Consider the following 17837-nt stretch of genomic DNA (forward strand, 5'->3'; position numbering starts at 1 on the left):
GAATGTGGCGAGGTCCGGTTGCCTCCGATGGAATCACGCAGGCGTCAACCGGGTTCCAAAGAACCGCCTCGGGGCCGTATTTCTTGGGGTTTCAGAGGCTTGAATTTGCCGCGTTTTCGGTGAAAAGCAGGGGGCATGACTTTCGGGGGTGACGGCATCATTGGATGGCGGCGCGGCGGCAGGCTGCTGCCGGCGCTTGTCCTTGCCGTTTGCCTCATGGCCCTAGGCCAAAATACCGCTCAGGCGCAGCTCTTTTCCGATCGCCCGCCGCCGGTGCCCCCGGCGTCCGTGCCCGACCCCGGAAACGCCGTCAGCCTGGCGCCGCCCTCAGGTCCGGGTGCCGGTCCGCCAAGCCTGCCGCCAACCCTGACGCAGCCGAATACGCCGAGCATGCCGCCGCCCGCGGTGACGACCGTGCCGCCGGCCGCACCTCTCAATGCGGCTGCGCCCGGTCAGGCCGTGCTGTCGCTGACCGCCAAATACGGCAAGGACACGCCTCCAATCACCAGCGGCCTGGTGTGGCGCGTGTTTGCCGATCGGCCCGACGAGAACGGCACCTTCAAGCTGATCCGCGAGGACCGCAATGCCACGCCCAACATCGTGCTGCCGCCGGGCAATTACGTCGTGCACGTCGCTTTCGGCCTCGTCAGCGCGGTGCGCACCGTCAGCCTGAAGGCCGAGACCGACCGCGAGTCCTTCGTGCTTCCGGCCGGCGGCCTGCGTATCGAGGGCCGCGTCGGCACCAGCCGCATCCCGCAGAACCAGATCTCGTTCGCGATCTACAAGGGCAGCCAGTTCGAATCCGGCGAACGTGCCTCGCTGGTGCCCAACGTTGCCGCCGGCGACGTCGTGCTGCTGCCGGAGGGCACCTACTACATCATCTCCAATTATGGCGACGCCAATTCGGTGGTGCGCTCGGACATCCGCGTCCAGGCCGGCAAGCTCACCGACGTCACCATCACCCACCGCGCCGCCGTGATCACGCTCAAGCTCGTCAGCGACAAGGGTGGCGAGGCGCTCGCCAACACCGCCTGGTCGGTGCTGACGCCGGGCGGCGACGTCATCAAGGAATCCATCGGCGCCTTCCCGCGTGTCGTGCTCTCCGAAGGCGAATACCGCGCCATCGCCAAGAACGAGGGCAAGGTCTACGAGCGCGGCTTCAACGTCGTCAACGGCGTCGACGGCGAAGTCGAAGTCGTCGCGCGCTGATCCTCACTTCCGATACCGCAACGCCTCCACCAGCACCGCGAATGCTGGGGTCGGCTGTCGCCGGCTCGGATAATAGAGGTGATAGCCGGCGAACGGTGCGCACCAATCGGCGAGCACGCGGATCAGCCGGCCGTCGGCGATCTCGCGCTTGACGAGATCTTCGGGGATGTAGGCGAGGCCAAGGCCAGCCAGCACGGCATTCATCCTGAGCAGCCCGGTGTTGAACACCAATTGCCCGTCGACACGCACCTTCATCGTTCGGCCGCGCTTCTCGAACTCCCAGGCATAGATCCCGCCATAGGTCGGCAGGCGCAGGTTGATGCAATTGTGCTCGGTGAGATCCTGTGGCTGCTTCGGCTTGGCCTGCGTGGCGAAATAAGCGGGCGCGCCGACCACGGCCATCCGCATCTCCGGCCCGATCCGCACCGCGATCATGTCCTTGGCGACCTGCTCGCCGAGACGGACGCCGGCGTCGTAGCGTTCTGTGACGATGTCGGTGAGACCGTAATCGACGACGAGCTCGACCTTGATATCGGGGTAGCGCGGCAAGAGCTTTGCGAGCGCCGGCCAAAGGATCGTCTGCGCCGCGTGCTCGCCCGTGGTGATGCGGACCGTGCCGGCCGGCGTCGCGCGCAGCTCCGTCAGCGCCGCCAGCTCGGCGTCGATCTCGTCGAAGCGCGGCCCGACATGGTGCAGCAACCGCTCGCCGGCCTCAGTCGGCGCGACGCTGCGGGTGGTGCGGGTGAGGAGCCTCAAGCCCAGCCGTTCCTCCAGGCCGCGCACGGTGTGGCTCAATGCCGATTGCGACACGCCGAGCTGTGCGGCGGCGCGGGTAAAGCTGCGCTCGCGCGCGACGGCGAGAAAGGCGAGCAGGTCATTGGTGTTGGTGCGGGCCATTCATGAGTCCTGATCATGAGTACGTGCCGATTTTATCACCTAATCGTAGATGGCCGCGCGGCCTAAATTCGTTGCCGAACATGATCTTCAAAGGAGAGCTGCGATGCAGACGCGCAAACTGGGCAAGAGCGGTCTTGAGGTCTCGGCCCTCGGCCTCGGCTGCATGGGATTGAGCTATGGCTACGGCCCCGCGACCGAGACGTCGCAGGCGATTGCGGTGATCAGGGCCGCGTTCGAACGCGGCGTGACCCTGTTCGACACCGCCGAGGCTTATGGCCCCTTCGTCAACGAGGAGCTGGTGGGTGAGGCGCTCACGCCGTTCCGCGACAAGGTGGTGATCGCCACCAAGTTCGGCTTCAGGGACGGCAAGGTCGAGGCCGGGCTCGACAGCCGGCCCGCCAATGTCAAGGCGGTGGCCGAGGCCGCGTTGAAGCGGTTGAAGACCGACCGCATCGACTTGTTCTATCAGCATCGCGTCGATCCCTCAGTGCCGATTGAGGAGACCGCGGGCGCGGTCCGGGACCTGATCCGCGAAGGCAAGGTGCTGCATTTCGGCATGTCGGAAGCGAGCGCCTCGAGCATCCGTCGCGCCCACGCAGTGCAGCCCGTCACCGCATTGCAAAGCGAATATTCGTTGTGGTGGCGCGAGCCGGAGCAGGAGATCCTGCCGACACTGGAGGAGCTCGGCATCGGCTTTGTGCCCTTCAGCCCGCTCGGCAAGGGCTTTCTGACCGGCGCGATCAGCGAGAGCACGACGTTCGACAGCAGCGATTTCCGCAACATCGTACCGCGCTTCTCATCCAGCGCACGCAAGGCCAATCAGGCGCTGGTCGATCTGCTCGGCGAGATCGCTGCAGCGCGGAAAGTGACGCCGGCGCAGATCGCGCTGGCCTGGCTGCTCGCGCAAAAGCCTTGGATCGTGCCGATTCCCGGCACCACCAAGCTGCACCGGCTCGAGGAAAATCTCGGCGCAGCTGCGGTGGCGCTGTCACAAGCCGATCTTGCGGCCATTGCAGAGGTGCTGGCCAGGGTCGCGGTGCAAGGCGAGCGTTATCCTGCGCACCTCCAGGCGCGGGTCGGCCGCTAACATTTGTTGTGAATGTCCGGTGAGCGATTGCTTACCGGACATTTGTCTTGTGTTTTGACTTGAATACCGGTGCCAGCGCTACCACGCTGCGCCGCGGAGCGACCAAAAACACCGGCGGCATCGGCTTATTCCATCTGGCTGCGACTTCGTCATTACCGGTGCAAGATACGTATTTCCGATAATCAATTTCATTCGCTTTCCGTCCTGCTGCGTTATATGTCGGGCATCCGTCCAATGGGGGAGGCCGGCGCAGCCTTGGTGGGCTCGCGCGACCGGCAAGGAGCAGGGACCAAGCGCGTCGGCATGTTCGAAGTGATCCTCACCAGGCGCAAACGGTTCGGTTGGCGGTGGCAGGTCTGCGACCAGTCCGGCAAGATATTTGCCGACGGCTTCGAGCGCACGCGGCCGTCCGCCAAATACCAGGGCGAGCGCGCGCTGTTCTTCCTGTTGTCGCAGGCCTACTTGCGCAACCGCTCAGCGGCGTCGAGCGAGGATTAGCGGCGCCTGCGCTTTCAAATATCGACCACCAGCTTGCCCTTGGCGGCGTGAGCCCTGATCAGCGCATAGGCCTCGCCGACGCTCTCCATCGTGAAGCGCCTCGCATCGAGCAGCGGCAGGAGCTTGCCGGCCTCGGCGAGCCGCGTGGCTTCCGCCATGATCTCCCCGTGATGCGCGCGGCCTTCGCCCGAGAGCAGCGGCAGCAGCGTGAACACGCCGGAATAGGTAGCGGCCCGGAACGATAGCGGCGCCAGCGCATGCGTGCCCCAGCCGAGCGCGCTCACGACATGACCGAAACGCCGCACCGCCGCAAAGGATAGATCGAGCACCTTGCCGCCGACGGTGTCATAGACGACGTCGAAGCCGCGGCCGCCGGTGTGATCGGCGACGTAAGCCTCAACGGCGGTGTCGCGATCGATGAAGGTCGCGCCAAAGCGTTCGATCGTCGCGCGCTGTGCCAGCGAGCCGGTCGCGAACACGTCTGCACCGATCGCGCGCGCGATCTGGATCGCGACATGACCGACGCCGCCCGCGCCGCCATGGATCAATACCTTCTGGCCTTCCTTCAACGCTGCGCGGTCGATCAGGCCTTCCCAGGCCGTGATGAAGATCAGGGGCAGGGCGGCTGCCTCGCGCATGCTGAGATTGGCAGGCTTCAACGCCAGCAGGTCGGCATCGACTGCGGCGAATTCGGCGAGCGAACCCTGAACCCCACCGACGCCGCCGGTCATGCCGTAGACTTCGTCGCCCGCCTTGAAGCGCGAGACTTCGCGCCCGGTTTGCTCGACCACGCCGGCAAGGTCGATCCCAGGGATCGCGGGCAGTGGATGGCGCGCATGCGCGGCAGTGCCGGCGTGGATCTTGGTGTCGAGCGGATTCACTCCGCTCGCGCGCACGTGGACCAGCACCTCGCGCGGACCGATCTCCGGCATGGAGATGGTCGAGAGCCGCAGCGGCGCGTTGTGGGTTTCCAGGACGCTTGCGCGCATCGTCGCTTGCTTTGTCATGATCGTCTTGCTCCGTTGTCGCCCTCCAATATGACCATGATTTTTTGCATGGGAAGGAACAAGGATGTACGATATTCGTGCATTTTTGAATGGACGGGGATTCCGATGGAGTGGAGCGATTTGCGCATCTTCCTGGCGATTGCGCGCGAGGGCACGCTTGGAGCTGCCGCACGCAAGATCGGCCAGACCCAGCCGACGATGGGGCGGCGGCTGCGCGCGCTCGAACTGGCGCTCGGGCAGACGCTATTCCAGCGCACGGCCGACGGTTTTGTCCTCACCGACGAAGGCACGGCTGCATTTGCGCATGCCGAGCGGATCGAGGAGCAGGCGCTCGCGCTTCAGCGGCACGCGACGGGAGCCGAGATGCAGCTCGAAGGCAATTTGCGCCTGTCGTCGTCGGACTGGTTCGGCACGGTGATGCTGTCGCCGGTGATCGCCGCCTTCGGCAAGCGCCATCCGAAGGTCATCGTCGAGCTCCTGACCGATGCGCGGCTCTACAGCTTGCCGCGTCGCGAGGCTGATCTGGTCTTTCGCATCAAGCCGTTCGACGAGCCCGAAGTCATTTCCAGAAAACTACTCCACATTCCCTACGCGCTCTACGGCAAGAAGGGCAGCAAGCCGCCGCGGGCCGGTGACGGCAGCGGCGTCCGCGTCGTGACCATGAACGCGGAATTTTCCGACATGCCCGACGCCGTCTGGCTGAAGCGTATGCTGCCGAAGGCGGAGATCGCCTCGCGCAGCAACAATCGCCAGGCGCAGGCCGAGCTTTGCGCCGGCGGCGGCGGGCTCGCCGTGCTGCCGCGTCCGCTCGGCGACCGCGATCGCCGCCTGGTGGCACTGGACGTCGGCGTGACACCACCCGGCCGCGACACGTATGTTGGCTATCACCGCGATCTCCGGCGGCTGGCGCGGCTGCGCGCGTTGCTGGATCTGGTGATCGAAAGGTTGGCGGACTACGAGACCTTGCGTTGCTCGACGGGCAAAACACGCTAGGTCTCGGGCAACGCCCGCCATCGAAAATATTCCACTTTGCCGAAATTCGGAAATGGCGTATGGGTTGCGCAACCCCGCCCAAGGACGAGGGGCGTATCGCGATCGTCACGAACGCGGGCCGGACGGCGGTGGACGTGGGCCACATCGGCGCGAAGGGCTTCGCAGGGCCCCGGGGAGAGCGCGACATAAGCCGTCAAACCACTGCGCAGGGAGTACCCAGATCCGAAAAACCTCAATATATCAATGTACTTGGGCCATTGTGTCCACATTTGTGTCGCGATCCGGTGACGGACCGGCCGCGAGAAAATTATATGAATGCCTATCAAGCCCTGTGGATCGCGGTGATAGCTGGCGGCGGTCGCGACAACCCGCGTAAGATGCAAAAAAGGCTGACGGAACCACAACAAAAGGCCGGCAGACAGGGGGGCAAATGAAGGCGGTTCGGATCATCTTCGTGATGATGCTCGCGACCATGGACGTTGCTGTTGCGGAGGACGCGCCGTCGAGCCGGATCGATAGCATCACCAAATCAGCGCGCGACATGATGCCCGCGATGCCGTCGATGCCATCCGTCTCGTTGCCGTCGATGCCGGACCTTTCCTTGCCGGATTTTTCCGACGCCACCGGCAAGATGATGTCGGAGTTTAACACCTTCACGCAGCAAGTCGGCGACGCGCTGCCGATCCTCGAACAGATGGGTTACGAGGTGTCGGTGTTCAAAGTGACGTGGGGCCTGCCGCCCAAGGCCCGGCTTCGGCTGAAGTCTATGGGCGGAACGGATCTAACCAAGGTGAACGCCATTGCGGCGAAAGCAACGAGCAGCGGCGTGTTGGTGTCCGCTCTCATCAGCAGCGCTGCAACAGCAAAGCGCATTCAGAGCACGATGAAGATGGGCACGGCCTATCTCGATGTCGATTTTGCTATCCCGCCTCGGGTCAACATGAAATTTCTCAACACCAAGGCGAACGACAAGGACGATATGCCGCGTGACAATGACGAGCTAGAGATTAGCTGCAAATGAGTCACTGCTGCTGAGCGAGTCGAAAGACAGCGAGGTTGTCGTCGAATTTTCGTTTCACCAGTTCCCACACCTTAGCATCGCGGGGGAGCGAGAAAGCAGTGCCTTCTTCGCGGGTTAAGATCTCCTTGTACGACTGCGAAAGCGTGAGCCCTATAATGCGATTTGCTTTCTCGAAAAAGGAATTGAACTTCGCTCCGAACGCATAGAGGTCCTCCATCGTTACGTTCGGTGTCGATGGGAGCATTTGGTCAACGTAGAATTTAAACAGTTTCAAGCCGTAGTATTTTAGTCGGCTAACCTGTTTGAGATCTTCGCTCGACTTTTGTAACTTCTCTAGTTCAGCAACTATCTTGTCATACGCATGGATCGCTAATAGCGTCTCCTTGAACTGCTCGTCTGACCACATCTCAGTGGTCTCGCCGTCTACGCCGAACGAGTAGCCATACAGGCCGTTCTCTTCTTGAAGCTGAAACAGCTTGGCCGGATCCGAAATTGGAATACGAGGATCATGATACCAAGCATATCTTATTTTGCCGAGGTCTTGAAGTTTAAGCACCGACGTTGTCGAATTTGCGCGCGGATAGGGACGCTTTCTCCCATATGCGATTTGATTTAGATCCCCTCGTGGTTTTGTCGCCTTGAATTTTGATTCGAGCCACAATTGGATTGGGTCGTTTGAACGGAAGTCCGGCACGCGAAGAGTGTTTTGCGTATTGTTGGTCTTGATCAGGGAAGCGGCTATGCCCTTCTCTCGGGTCGCGTGCCTTACAGCTGTTAGTTTTACGAGAACCAGAGTTTCTTTCAGCTTATCGACAAGCGCGTGCTTAAGCGCACCAACTGTCTGCGCACCGTTCACGATCTGTAATTTTTGAATGACCAGTTTGCCGGTCTTGGGATTGAACTCAAAGTCTTCGCAGAGCGCGGATATGCCATTGTTGAAATAATAGAAATTCTCTGGCGCTTCGGCGAGCGTCGTGTTGAGGCCAGTGTTGACCTCACCTTTGCGTCCTAAGAAACGCCGGATATTCCAATTGAAAAGACTATCCTTGTGGTCCATCGCGATTTGCTTGAGAGCGTTACCGCGAATCGCGAACGTCAGGTTATGGAGCTTGCCTTCCGGTTGCATGAAGTGTTTTTCGGCGAGGGTTAGGATGATTGTGTCCGGATATTTTTCCTCGATGCTTTTTACCGAAACAAATTCATCCCTCAGACCGGTGATGTCCCAAACGTCGAATTTGACGTTTTTATTTTGGTTGTCCCTTGTGAACTTGTCGACCAATGCATTGGTTTTGTCTGATGACTCCCCTGAGCTGATGAAGATGAAGTGGATCAGGTAGCGCTGCTTGAGCCAATACTCGAACTCACTCGCCAACTCCTCCAACTTGGGATTGGTAGTTTTGCGCTGACCTAAATAGGTTCGGTCGCTTAGGAGCTTATAATTCTTGGCCCAGCGTTCCTCGCGCTTCTTCTTGATCCGAACCCGAACGGATCCAATGCTCGACCCGGTCTTCTTGGACACGAGCTTGGCGAACTGATCTTCCTCGTCGTCCTCCAGCTCGGCTTGCGCCAAGATCGCCATTGCGTCGTCAACGCTGCCGCCCTCGATTTTCTCAAGCGCTTCCTTCGCCGATTTCAGGTCGTGGCGCAGCCGATAGATACTGCGGCCATGGGCAAATGAATGAACGAACAGGTCACCGTCACCACCGCGTATCACCTTGGCCTTGCAGCGGCCGTAGTCGATGCCCTCCAAGGGATCGGCGAGCGTTTCGCCGACATAGTGGTCCGGGTCGGCCATCACGGCCCCGACCGTCACGAGTTCATCCAGATGATCGAATTGCAGCTCGACTTCGGAATAGAGCACGCCGTGGTGCCGTGACTCGACGAGGCGACGGGCGGTCGCAATGGACGTGCCGGACTTGGCCGAGATTTTCTTGGCAAGCTCCTCGTCGTGCTTGGTGCGAATCTCCGTCGCCGCCTTCCCCTGCGCTTTCGCACTGGCGGCCTTTGCTCCGGTGACGCGCTGACGCTCGTATTGGGTGAGCCTGGGTACGGCGAGAGAGGAGTCGATCGGCTCCCCTTCGATGGATTCGGGCGCCCGCTTGGCCTGATCCTGAGCCAGAGGCGCGGCAATGACCGGAGCGCCCTCGAAGCAGAGGCGTTCGCCGTAGCCGACCATGCGATCGACAATGGAACGGTCGAGCAGTTGCCCCGCACCGCCGATCAGATGCCACCCCAAGCCGTGCAGCCAGCAGCGCTCATGCAGATCTTTCAGGAACCGCTCAATGTCGCTACCATCTCGAACAAGCACATAGTGATGCATGCCGTTGGAGCCGGCGACCAGCTCCTTGGTGTCAACTCGAAAAAGTCCGGCGGTGGTGCTCGCGCGACTAACCCGCGCTGCCTTCGCGAGTTGCGGCGCCACCGTCAACAGCGCGTTCCACATGCCGCCAGCGGCCTCGATCCGCTCGCGAACTTCGTTCGGCATTCCCTTGGAGTCGAAGTCGATCAGACACCAAGCGGGAACTCTCGGCTGATAGTCGATGCAGCTTCGGGACCGCGTGATGGCTCCGGGATGATTGGCGAGTTTGCTCGGGATCGTCACCGCAACAGAGTCCGCGAACTCCGGCTTCAGCGCACCGAGGGTGATCGCTTGATCGGAACGGCAGCCCGCAATGATCAACGCAAGTGCGCTGGCGCTTTCCACGAACTCGCGGGCGGCCGTGCCGCTCGTCATCCGACACTCCGAGCCGTCACTCTGGAGCTTGCCACTGGCGTCGAGACCAATCCGCTTCGACATCAGTGAAGGTAGGTCGCGCTTGGTGACGATCGTGATCTGCGGCACGTCGGCGCCATCTGCGCCCACGGGCTCGCCAATCGGCGAAGTGGGATCGTGCGCGTTCACGGCTGCGCCCCGAAACGCTTACTGTCAGGAATCAGGATCGTGCCGCTGGGGACCGACGAAAACTTCCCGACCTCGTCACCCCAGCAGTCCCAGCCTTCACGCTGCTGACGCGCAAACACATCGGCGCGGCGCAAACCCGGCGTCTTCTCGGCAACCATCCGATAGAACTCGTCCGGCTTACGGCTGTGCTCGCGTGCGATGCCGTCGAAACAGGACGGCAGGGCGAACTTCTCGGGCTTGCCGAACGTGCCCAGCAAGAGCGGCTCGTGCATGCTGCGCGCCCAGAACCCTGTGCCCCAGCGGATCTTGCCGTTGCGCGTGACCTTGCGCCAGACGAGTTCGGTCTTGTAGGTGATCCCCCACGCCGCCATGACAGCATGCGCATGTTCGCGCATGGCGCCGGTCGCCCAGAGGTACACGACAGCATCATCTCGCAACAGGTCGCGAACGGGCAGCGCCATGATCTCGGCGAGCGTCATGGTACGGTATTGCTTCGAGGCCGACTTGCCTTGACCCGCCGCACTCCAGGTTTTGAACGGCCACGGTGGATCGGCAACAATCAGATCGTAGCTGCGCATCGGCAAGGGAGCGAAGAACGATGCCGCTGTTTCCGGTTCAGAGAAATCGCCCCCGGCTTGCACGCTCGCGGACGCACTGGTGTTGCTGAGAAACATCAGATGTATTCCTAGAATGAGGGTTGAGAGGGCGGCTGGCGGGCCGTCTTTTCTGCGCCTAGGCCACTGCTCAGCGCTGCTGCGCGCGGTCGCGGTTGCGGCGCCAAGCAGTCGCGGCTTCCTTGCTGATCAAGACGCGAGTGCCCACGTTGAACGTGCGGGGCATCTGTTTGCGGTTCTTGTAGAACAGCTGCACCGAGAAGCGGTGACGTGCGCAAAACTCATTCACTGTGAATGCATCAGCTTCGTCAGTTGTGTCGGCTGATGCGATCTTGCGGCCGGTGGTTTCACGGCGGGCCATAAGTTTCTCTGCTCCTACTGCGTGTGGTTGCTTGGAGGAAGCAAGAGACCTTCGTCGGCACCATCCGTGGCGTGCTACGTTCAATCCTCATTCAAACATTGATAGGGGAAGTAACCAAATCCCGGCGCGAATTCATGCACTTACGCTGACCGTGAGCCGCTGCGGTCGAAGGCGTCTGGCGGCTCTATCCGCACGCAGCGCGATCGAGTTAAGCGAATCGTCCGCCGCGCCGCCGCCTGGTCATCCCCCGCGCGTTCGCGATTTCGGGACGGTGAGCGTCGATCATTTTGGCGATTCCGGATGGCTGATACTTCTTTCCGAGAATGGCCTCTAGGGCGATCGTGAGGAAATTGATCAACTGCCCATAGGGGGTGCCTGGGCGGTCCGCCGAAGGATTATCAGCCACCCTGTCTTCGGTGGGCGCGTGCCGACCCGCGCGACGATATCCACGCGTCTCACTGGAAGGCTTTTTTTCTTGCTTCCTCGAATAGTCCAACCTTCCGCCTGCCTCGACCCATATCGACATCAATTCCCATTCGAGCTGCTTTTGCATGGGATCGCTTTTGCCAGCGAATGGCGTAACCCAAATATCGTAGTAATGGAGCCACGCCTCAGCTCGCTGTTGCCGCAACTTGAGACCGAGATCCGGAAGATCGGTCTCGTCGAGGCTGCTATCGGCCCACGCCCTTCGCAGCTCGCGCGTTAGTCGCAGCAACCCTTCAACCTTTGCCCGCTCCTCCGCCGGTGGTTCCCGCAATGACTTGAGCCACGCCTCCCTCTCGGCCCTAGCCTCGGAAAAATGCCGCCCAACCTGCTCAATCTCGCTTAGCCAATCGGTGTGGTCAGGCCAGTTCTGAGTTGACTGAATCGCGTTCCGTTGCGCTTCGGTGAGAGCAGTGAATGTCATGAACGGAATCCCATGCAGCGGCGTTCATAACATGCCGCCGGGCGATGGTGTTTGCCAGAACCAAATGCGCGAGGGCGTCCCCCGATCAACTCACCAGCACAACGACATTGTCACCGCTTGCCGGCTCATTCTGGAGCAGCGCCTTGCGAGAGATGTCGTCGCCGTGCTCGGTGATGTACTTCGAATAGGTCCGTTCGATCATTGCGACGCTGGTGTTGTGCAGCGACGCGACCAGCCTGATCGGGATGTTCTTCAACAACATCCTGACAATCGAGCTGTGTCTCAACGCGTACACCGTCACCACGGAAGGGTCGAGCCCGATCGCGGTGACGATCTTGTCGATCTGGCGATGATAGGTCTGGCCGGGATTGTCGCCCCAGGGCGTGCCATCGCTCTGCAACAGCAGCGGTGCGCCGGCCTCGCGACCTTTCGCCGCCTCTTTCAGCCTAGTCGCGAGCTGCGGCGTGATTGGTACGCTATAGCGCTCGACTTTCTTCTTGGCGCGATTGCGACCGCCGCCCTTGGCTGATTTTGGCATTGAGAGCTTCGGCCGGACCGGATGAGCATCCAGATCGGCGACACGCAAACGAACGGCTTGGCTTGGCCGCGCTCCGGTTACCGCCAGTGTTTCGGTCAGTAATCCGAGCTTGCCGTCGAGTGCATAGGCACGAGCGACAAAGTCTCGGACTTCATCGTCCGAGAGGATCACGTTGCGGGCTTCCTGCGCATCCGGCAGGCTGGCGAGGCCGACTTCCCATGCTTGCCGATTTTGAATTCGCTCGTCGTGTTGCCTTGCCTGTTCCAGCGCCGCGCACAAGCAGCGAGCAACGCGATTAATGGTGGCGGGCTTGATCTTGCCGAGCAGACCATCCCGCCATCTGCGCAACTCGGGAGCAGTGAGGAGCTGCACTGGCTTCGCGAGCAGTGCCGCAGTCAAGTGCACGCGCGGGCTGTCAGCGTTGTAAGGATTCGCGCTGCGCGCTTCGAGATCGCGCTTGTAGTCGTTCAGCGCTCCATCGACTGTGATCGCAGCAGCGCCCGCGCCAACACCATCGCCGCGCGCGAGTTGTTTCGCAGTGTCCTGCGCTTGAAAGAACGTCAGAATATCTTTGCCGTTGGCCTCGTCGAAGTCATCCGCATCGGCGATCCGCTTGGTCCAATACGAACCGTGACCATCGCTGGCCTTCACGACCCAGGCGCCATTCGTGCGATTGCGCCGGTAGAGCAGTGACACGCCACGCGCGAGCGAGGGGCCAGGATAGGGCTTCCGATGAACCGGCAATTTCAAGCGTGCGCTGCGGCTTTCGAGGGCGCTGTGACGAACCTTGCGTGCCATGAGTGTCCCCGTTTTTGTCCCAATGGTGGGTGGGAATGCGGAGGAAGTTGCGTGGCATCATATGGCAAGAAGTTTTGTTAAATCAATGAGATGGACATTCCATATGGTTCTCTACGAGGCCATGCGGATATTTATTTTCCCCTGCGCAGGGAAGGCCGGGATGTCTCCGGCTTCACCTGTATGCCGCTGTGCAGCCTCTTGTAGCGCAACCTTCGCACAGTGGACCGCGGGTGCCAGTCGGCTCCCGGCCTTCCCTGCGCCCTCGTTCAATTCGAGGGCAAGACGACGAAGCAAGACTCGGACGAAAAGCGCCGCGAGGATGCGAAGGTGTGTCTGCGATGATGATACAAGCCGCAGAAGCATTTTGGCGCCACTTGCTCCGTCATTGCGAGGAGCTCTTGCGACGAAGCAATCCGGACTGTTTCCGCGGAAAGACTGCAGCTGTGTGCAGAAGCGTTCGTAATCGTATGAATCGCATTTCAAATCACTGTCATAGTCTCTAAATCGCACTAACCACCGCGCGACTTAAAACTGTCATAATCGCCGAACCGAACCCGCGCCTGCGCGCTTTTTACACGCCATTAAGCGAGGTTGCATTGGATGCGGCGTGAAAGTGCGTTGGGGACTGCAATGAGTGCCGCGAGGAAGATGCCGGGCAAGCCGGCCGCCGAAATGTTTGACGACATCACGGTGCTTCAGCGCAAATGGCGCGCCGCGTTGAAGCCGGGTGACCGGCTGCCCCGCTATGAGGATGTGATGCTCGGCAGCCTTGGACGGCTCGCCGACCATATTGCGCTGCTCAAGGGCGACGGCACGCTCGAGCTGTCGCGCAGCGGACGCTATGTTCAGAAATGGCTCGGCGAGGAGCGCTGGGATATTCCAGTCAGGGAGCTGTCGCCGGATTGCGCCACGGCGCTGTCGGAAGCAGCCGCGAATGCGCTGGCCGCCGGGCAGCCGCATCATGCGAGTGCACATTGCGTGCGCGACGGAATGGTCAGGACCTATGATGTGCTGGCCTTGCCGACGGCCTCGCGCTGGGGCGCCCGGCTTGTGGGTGTCTACGTCAACGAGCGCGGCGCGCAGTACAATTTGCTGGACGCGATCTTTGCCGCGACTGACGATGCGGTGGTCTCGCTGGCAACGCTGCGCGACGCCGGTGGCAGGCCGTTCGATCTCCAGATCGTGCATCATAACAACAGCGCTGGACTGCTGCTGAAGACCGAAGGTTCGAGCCTGTTGTGGCGGCGGATTTGCGATGGCCACACGCTGCTTGCCGCGCCCGAGATCATGGAACTCCTGCTCAAGGCGGTTTCCGGCGGCCGCGGCGAGCAGCTCGAGATCGAGCACGAGAGCCGTTATCTCCGGCTGAGCGCCACCGCGTTTGCCGATGTGGTCTCGCTGACGATCTCCGATGTCACAGCGTTGAAGCGGCGCGACGCCTCGTTTCGTCTGCTGTTCGACAACAATCCGATGCCGATGTGGGTGTTCGACGCCGACACCAAGCAGTTTCTTGGCGTCAACGATGCGGCGGTCCAGCATTACGGCTACAGCCGCGCGGCCTTCCTGCGCATGCGGCTGCACGAGATCTGGCCCGAGGATGAGTGGGACAGCCACGCCGAGGCGCTCGAACGCATCGGCGATGCCTATCATTCCTCGCGCAACTGGCGGCATCTGCGCGCCGATGGCAGCGAGATCGAGGTGCTGACCTTTGGCCGGCGCGTCGCCTTCGACGGTCGCGACGGCTATCTGGTCGCAGTGGTCGACATCACCGAGCGACGCAAGGCCGAGGCGCGGATCGCCCACATGGCCCATCATGACGGTCTCACCGATCTGCCGAACCGGGAATATTTCCAGGAGCGCTTGAAGCAGGCGCTCGACCAGGCCGGCGGCAAGCGTGTCGGCGTGCTCTATATCGACCTCGATCTGTTCAAGAATATCAACGACTCCTTCGGGCATCCCGCGGGCGATCGCCTGCTCAAGGAGGTAGCCGGACGCCTGACCACCGTAGTCCGCGGCGCCAATCTGGCGGCGCGGCTTGGCGGCGACGAGTTCGCCGTCATTCTGGCGGCCGATGTCTCGCCGAACGAGGCGAGCGCCTGCGCGACCCTGCTGATCGATATGCTGAAGGCACCCTATGACATCGACGGTCAGGAGATGGTGATCGGTGCCAGCATCGGCATCGCGCTGTCGCCGGGCGACGGCGTGACGACGGAGGAGCTGATGCGCAACGCCGACATGGCGCTGTACCGGGCGAAGTCCGATGGCGGCGGCGTGCATCATTTCTTCGAGCGCGAGATGGATCTCCTGGCGCAGAAGCGCCGCGATATGGAGCTCGATCTGCGCCGCGCCTTTGCCAATGGCGAGTTCGAGCTGCACTACCAGCCGCTGGTGTCGATCGCCTCAGATCGCATTTCCGGCTTCGAGTCGCTGCTGCGCTGGTGTCATCCCGACAAGGGCATGATCTCGCCGGCGGAGTTCATTCCGGTCGCGGAGGACATCGGCCTCATCACACAGCTCGGCGAGTGGGTGTTGCGCGAGGCCTGCGCCGAAGCGGTGAAATGGCCCTCCGACGTGAAAGTTGCGGTCAACCTCTCGCCGGCGCAATTCCGCAGCCGCAATCTGGTTCAAGTCGTGATCTCGGCGCTGGCGCAATCCGGTCTGTCACCGGCGCGGCTCGAGCTCGAAATCACCGAGTCGATCTTCCTCGCCGAGACCGATGCCAACCTTGCGATCCTGCATCAATTGCGCGAGCTCGGCGTCGGCATCTCCATGGATGATTTCGGCACCGGCTATTCCAGCCTCAGCTATCTGCGCAGCTTCCCCTTCGACAAGATCAAGATCGACCGCTCATTCGTGAAGGATCTGGCGCAGCGGCCCGACTGCGGCGCGATCGTGCGCGCAATCTCCGGGCTTGGCCGCAGCCTCAACATCACCACGACCGCGGAGGGCGTCGAGACCGAGGATCAGCTCGATTGGCTCCGCGCCGAAGGTTGCAACGAGGTGCAGGGCTTCCTGTTCAGCGCGGCGCGGCCTGCCGCCGAGATCGCAAAGCTGCTCGCCGATTTCGGTCGGCGCGCCTCACGGGCGGCTTAGCTCGGGCGGAAAGGTGCCGTAGACCAGCTCCTTGAACGCCGGCGTGATGCGGCCGCGCTCGTTCTGGGTCTGCTGCATCAACACGTAGACCATGTCGAGCCTGGGATCGACGCCGAAATAGGTGCCGCTTCCTGAGTCCCATTTCAGCTCGCCGATCGAGCCCGCCGGCGGCGGCTTTGCATTGCCTGGATCGGTGCGCACCGCGAGCCCATAGCCATAACCGAAGCCGTCGCCCGGGAAATAGAAATAGTCGCGATCGACGCCGGAGCCCGGTCCGATCTGGTCGGTCGTCATGTCTTTGAAGGCGGCCGGGCTGAGATAGCGCTTGCCGTCGAACTCGCCGCCGTTGAGCAGCATCTGGGCGAAGCGCTGATAGTCGGTGATGGTCGAGAGCAGACCGCCGCCGCCGGATTGCCACTCGGGATGGGCGAGACGGTCGCGCTCGGCATCGAGCAGGATCTGATCGCTCGGCAGCGGCCGCGCCATGCGCTCGATCTCATCGGGGGTCGTGAGGACGAACTTGGTGCTGGTCATGCCAAGCGGATCGAAGATGCGCTGTTTCAAGGCCTCGTACAGCGTCTGCTTGGTGACAATTTCGATGACGCTGCCGAGCACGTCGGTGGAGTGACCGTAGCGCCACAGCGTTCCCGGCTGACGCGCCAGCGGGAGCCTGGCGATACGGTCGGCGAATTCCCTGTTGTTGAACGGGCCCGCGAAGATGTTGGCCGCCCTGTAGGCGAGCTCGACCCATCTGCCGCCGATATAGTCGTAGCTGATGCCCGAGGTGTGCCGCATCAAATCCCGGATCGTCACCGGATGGACCGGCGGCACCATGTCGAGCACCATCGAGCCATCCGGCTTGGTGACCTCGACCCCCACCTTCGTGTCCGCGAAGAGGGGGATGTATTTCGCCACGGGATCGGTGAGCGCGAGCTTGCCCTCGTCGATCAGCATCATCGCAAGCAGGCTGGTAATCGGCTTGCTCATGGAATGGACGGAGAAGATCGTGTCCGGCGTCATCGACAGGCGAGTCCTGACGTCGCGCACGCCGAACAGCTTGAAATAGACCGGCTTGCCGTGCTGCTGGATCAGGACCATGGCCCCCGGCAGCCGGCCGTTGGTCACCTCGTTCTCGAAGAACGCCGTGATGCGTTGCAGCTTGTCGGGCGCCGGAGCAGGGATGTCGGCGGTGGCACGGCTTCGCGCCATCGTGCCGGCCAGCATCGTGGCCCCGACCAGAAATTCACGACGCTTCATCCGGGCTTCCTCCCTTGCCGGGAACAAAGCCGCAAGACGTCAGGAGCGTCAACAAGACATCGATTAAAACCGCGTCACGATTTCGGAAAGGACCGGTCGCGGACGGTCCTCGCTCGGCTTGGTCGGCTTGCCGATATGGATGAGCCCGGCGAGCTTTTCGTCGGCCTTGAGGCCGAGACCGTCCAGCACGTCGCGGTCGAAGGCGAACCAGCCCGTCAGCCAGGCCGCGCCATAGCCGAGCGCGGTCGCGGCCGTCACGATGTTCATGGCGCTGGCGCCGGCCGACAATTCCTGCTCCCACGCCGGTACCTTGGGGTGCGGCTTGGTGAAGCTGACGATGCCGATCACCAGCGGCGCATCGGTGAGACGCTTGCGCTCGGTCTCGATATCAGCCGCGGGCGCACCGGGATTCTTGCGGGCGAAGACCTTGGCGATGACCTCGCCGGCGCGCTGGCGGGCATCGCCCTCGAAAATGATGAAGCGCCAGGGCGCGAGCTTGCCGTGATCGGGCACGCGCGCGCCGATGGTGAGAATGGTCTCGAGCTCGGCCGGCGAGGGGCCTGGGCCGGTCATTTCGCGCGGCTTGACCGAGCGGCGGGTTTTCAGGAGTTCGATGGCGTCGGGCACTGCGATGTCCTCTTCGGCTGGTCGTCGG

Annotated in this window: 15 protein-coding genes; 6 read left to right on the top strand and 9 right to left on the bottom strand. The window is 62.0% G+C overall.

Annotated elements, in window-relative coordinates; translation table 11 throughout:
- Window positions 1-135: 135 nt before the first annotated feature.
- Window positions 136-1209 (top strand): hypothetical protein, encoded by a 1074-nt coding sequence (locus ACWAT4_RS16225; protein WP_212425174.1) that lies wholly within the window; start codon window positions 136-138, stop codon window positions 1207-1209.
- 3 nt (window positions 1210-1212) lie between these two features.
- Here the strand turns inward: ACWAT4_RS16225 and ACWAT4_RS16230 are convergent, their stop codons facing one another.
- Window positions 1213-2106 (bottom strand): LysR family transcriptional regulator, encoded by an 894-nt coding sequence (locus tag ACWAT4_RS16230; protein ID WP_212425173.1) that lies wholly within the window; start codon window positions 2104-2106, stop codon window positions 1213-1215.
- A 103-nt stretch (window positions 2107-2209) separates the two neighbouring features.
- On the opposite strand from ACWAT4_RS16230, the gene ACWAT4_RS16235 reads away from it, so the two are divergent.
- Entirely contained in the window at window positions 2210-3193 is a 984-nt protein-coding gene (locus ACWAT4_RS16235; protein ID WP_449730911.1) for an aldo/keto reductase, read from the top strand.
- 303 nt (window positions 3194-3496) lie between these two features.
- Window positions 3497-3691, top strand: coding sequence for a hypothetical protein (locus ACWAT4_RS16240; RefSeq protein ID WP_025037121.1), 195 nt, complete (start codon window positions 3497-3499; stop codon window positions 3689-3691).
- A 14-nt stretch (window positions 3692-3705) separates the two neighbouring features.
- Here the strand turns inward: ACWAT4_RS16240 and ACWAT4_RS16245 are convergent, their stop codons facing one another.
- Window positions 3706-4698 carry a zinc-dependent alcohol dehydrogenase family protein gene (locus ACWAT4_RS16245; protein ID WP_249154240.1) on the bottom strand — a complete coding sequence of 331 codons (993 nt, stop codon included), beginning with the start codon at window positions 4696-4698 and terminating at the stop codon, window positions 3706-3708.
- A gap of 105 nt (window positions 4699-4803) precedes the next feature.
- Here ACWAT4_RS16245 and ACWAT4_RS16250 point away from each other — a divergent pair, with 105 nt between their 5' ends.
- Together ACWAT4_RS16250 and ACWAT4_RS16255 are read left to right on the top strand one after the other, a co-directional pair.
- The gene (locus tag ACWAT4_RS16250) at window positions 4804-5691 is read left to right on the top strand and encodes a LysR family transcriptional regulator (RefSeq protein ID WP_449730912.1); all 888 of its coding nucleotides are present in this window, start codon (window positions 4804-4806) and stop codon (window positions 5689-5691) included.
- A gap of 454 nt (window positions 5692-6145) precedes the next feature.
- Window positions 6146-6712, top strand: a complete 567-nt coding sequence (locus tag ACWAT4_RS16255; RefSeq protein WP_449730913.1) for a hypothetical protein — start codon at window positions 6146-6148, stop codon at window positions 6710-6712.
- 1 nt (window position 6713) lies between these two features.
- On the opposite strand, the gene ACWAT4_RS16260 is transcribed toward ACWAT4_RS16255, so the two are convergent.
- From ACWAT4_RS16260 to ACWAT4_RS16280, 5 genes are all read right to left on the bottom strand, one after another.
- Window positions 6714-9614 carry an AIPR family protein gene (locus ACWAT4_RS16260; RefSeq protein ID WP_449730914.1) on the bottom strand — a complete coding sequence of 967 codons (2901 nt, stop codon included), beginning with the start codon at window positions 9612-9614 and terminating at the stop codon, window positions 6714-6716.
- Window positions 9611-10288 (bottom strand): MT-A70 family methyltransferase, encoded by a 678-nt coding sequence (locus tag ACWAT4_RS16265; protein ID WP_449730915.1) that lies wholly within the window; start codon window positions 10286-10288, stop codon window positions 9611-9613. The genes ACWAT4_RS16260 and ACWAT4_RS16265 overlap by 4 nt, the downstream gene beginning before the upstream one ends.
- 70 nt (window positions 10289-10358) lie before the next feature.
- Window positions 10359-10589 (bottom strand): hypothetical protein, encoded by a 231-nt coding sequence (locus tag ACWAT4_RS16270; protein WP_449730916.1) that lies wholly within the window; start codon window positions 10587-10589, stop codon window positions 10359-10361.
- A gap of 208 nt (window positions 10590-10797) precedes the next feature.
- Window positions 10798-11496 carry a hypothetical protein gene (locus ACWAT4_RS16275; RefSeq protein ID WP_449730917.1) on the bottom strand — a complete coding sequence of 233 codons (699 nt, stop codon included), beginning with the start codon at window positions 11494-11496 and terminating at the stop codon, window positions 10798-10800.
- A gap of 85 nt (window positions 11497-11581) precedes the next feature.
- On the bottom strand, window positions 11582-12685 hold the full coding sequence (locus ACWAT4_RS16280) for a tyrosine-type recombinase/integrase (protein WP_449730918.1): 1104 nt from the start codon (window positions 12683-12685) through the stop codon (window positions 11582-11584).
- 777 nt (window positions 12686-13462) lie between these two features.
- Here ACWAT4_RS16280 and ACWAT4_RS16285 point away from each other — a divergent pair.
- Window positions 13463-15925 (top strand): putative bifunctional diguanylate cyclase/phosphodiesterase, encoded by a 2463-nt coding sequence (locus tag ACWAT4_RS16285; RefSeq protein WP_449730919.1) that lies wholly within the window; start codon window positions 13463-13465, stop codon window positions 15923-15925.
- Here the strand turns inward: ACWAT4_RS16285 and ACWAT4_RS16290 are convergent.
- Together ACWAT4_RS16290 and ACWAT4_RS16295 are read right to left on the bottom strand one after the other, a co-directional pair.
- On the bottom strand, window positions 15911-17182 hold the full coding sequence (locus tag ACWAT4_RS16290; RefSeq protein ID WP_212425169.1) for a serine hydrolase domain-containing protein: 1272 nt from the start codon (window positions 17180-17182) through the stop codon (window positions 15911-15913). The two genes, ACWAT4_RS16285 and ACWAT4_RS16290, sit on opposite strands and share 15 nt — an antisense overlap.
- 63 nt (window positions 17183-17245) lie before the next feature.
- Window positions 17246-17809: a nitroreductase family protein gene (locus ACWAT4_RS16295; protein ID WP_212301682.1), complete on the bottom strand. Its 564-nt coding sequence runs from the start codon at window positions 17807-17809 to the stop codon at window positions 17246-17248.
- Window positions 17810-17837: the final 28 nt, after the last annotated feature.

It is taken from the genome of Bradyrhizobium sp. T-1 (assembly GCF_053592855.1).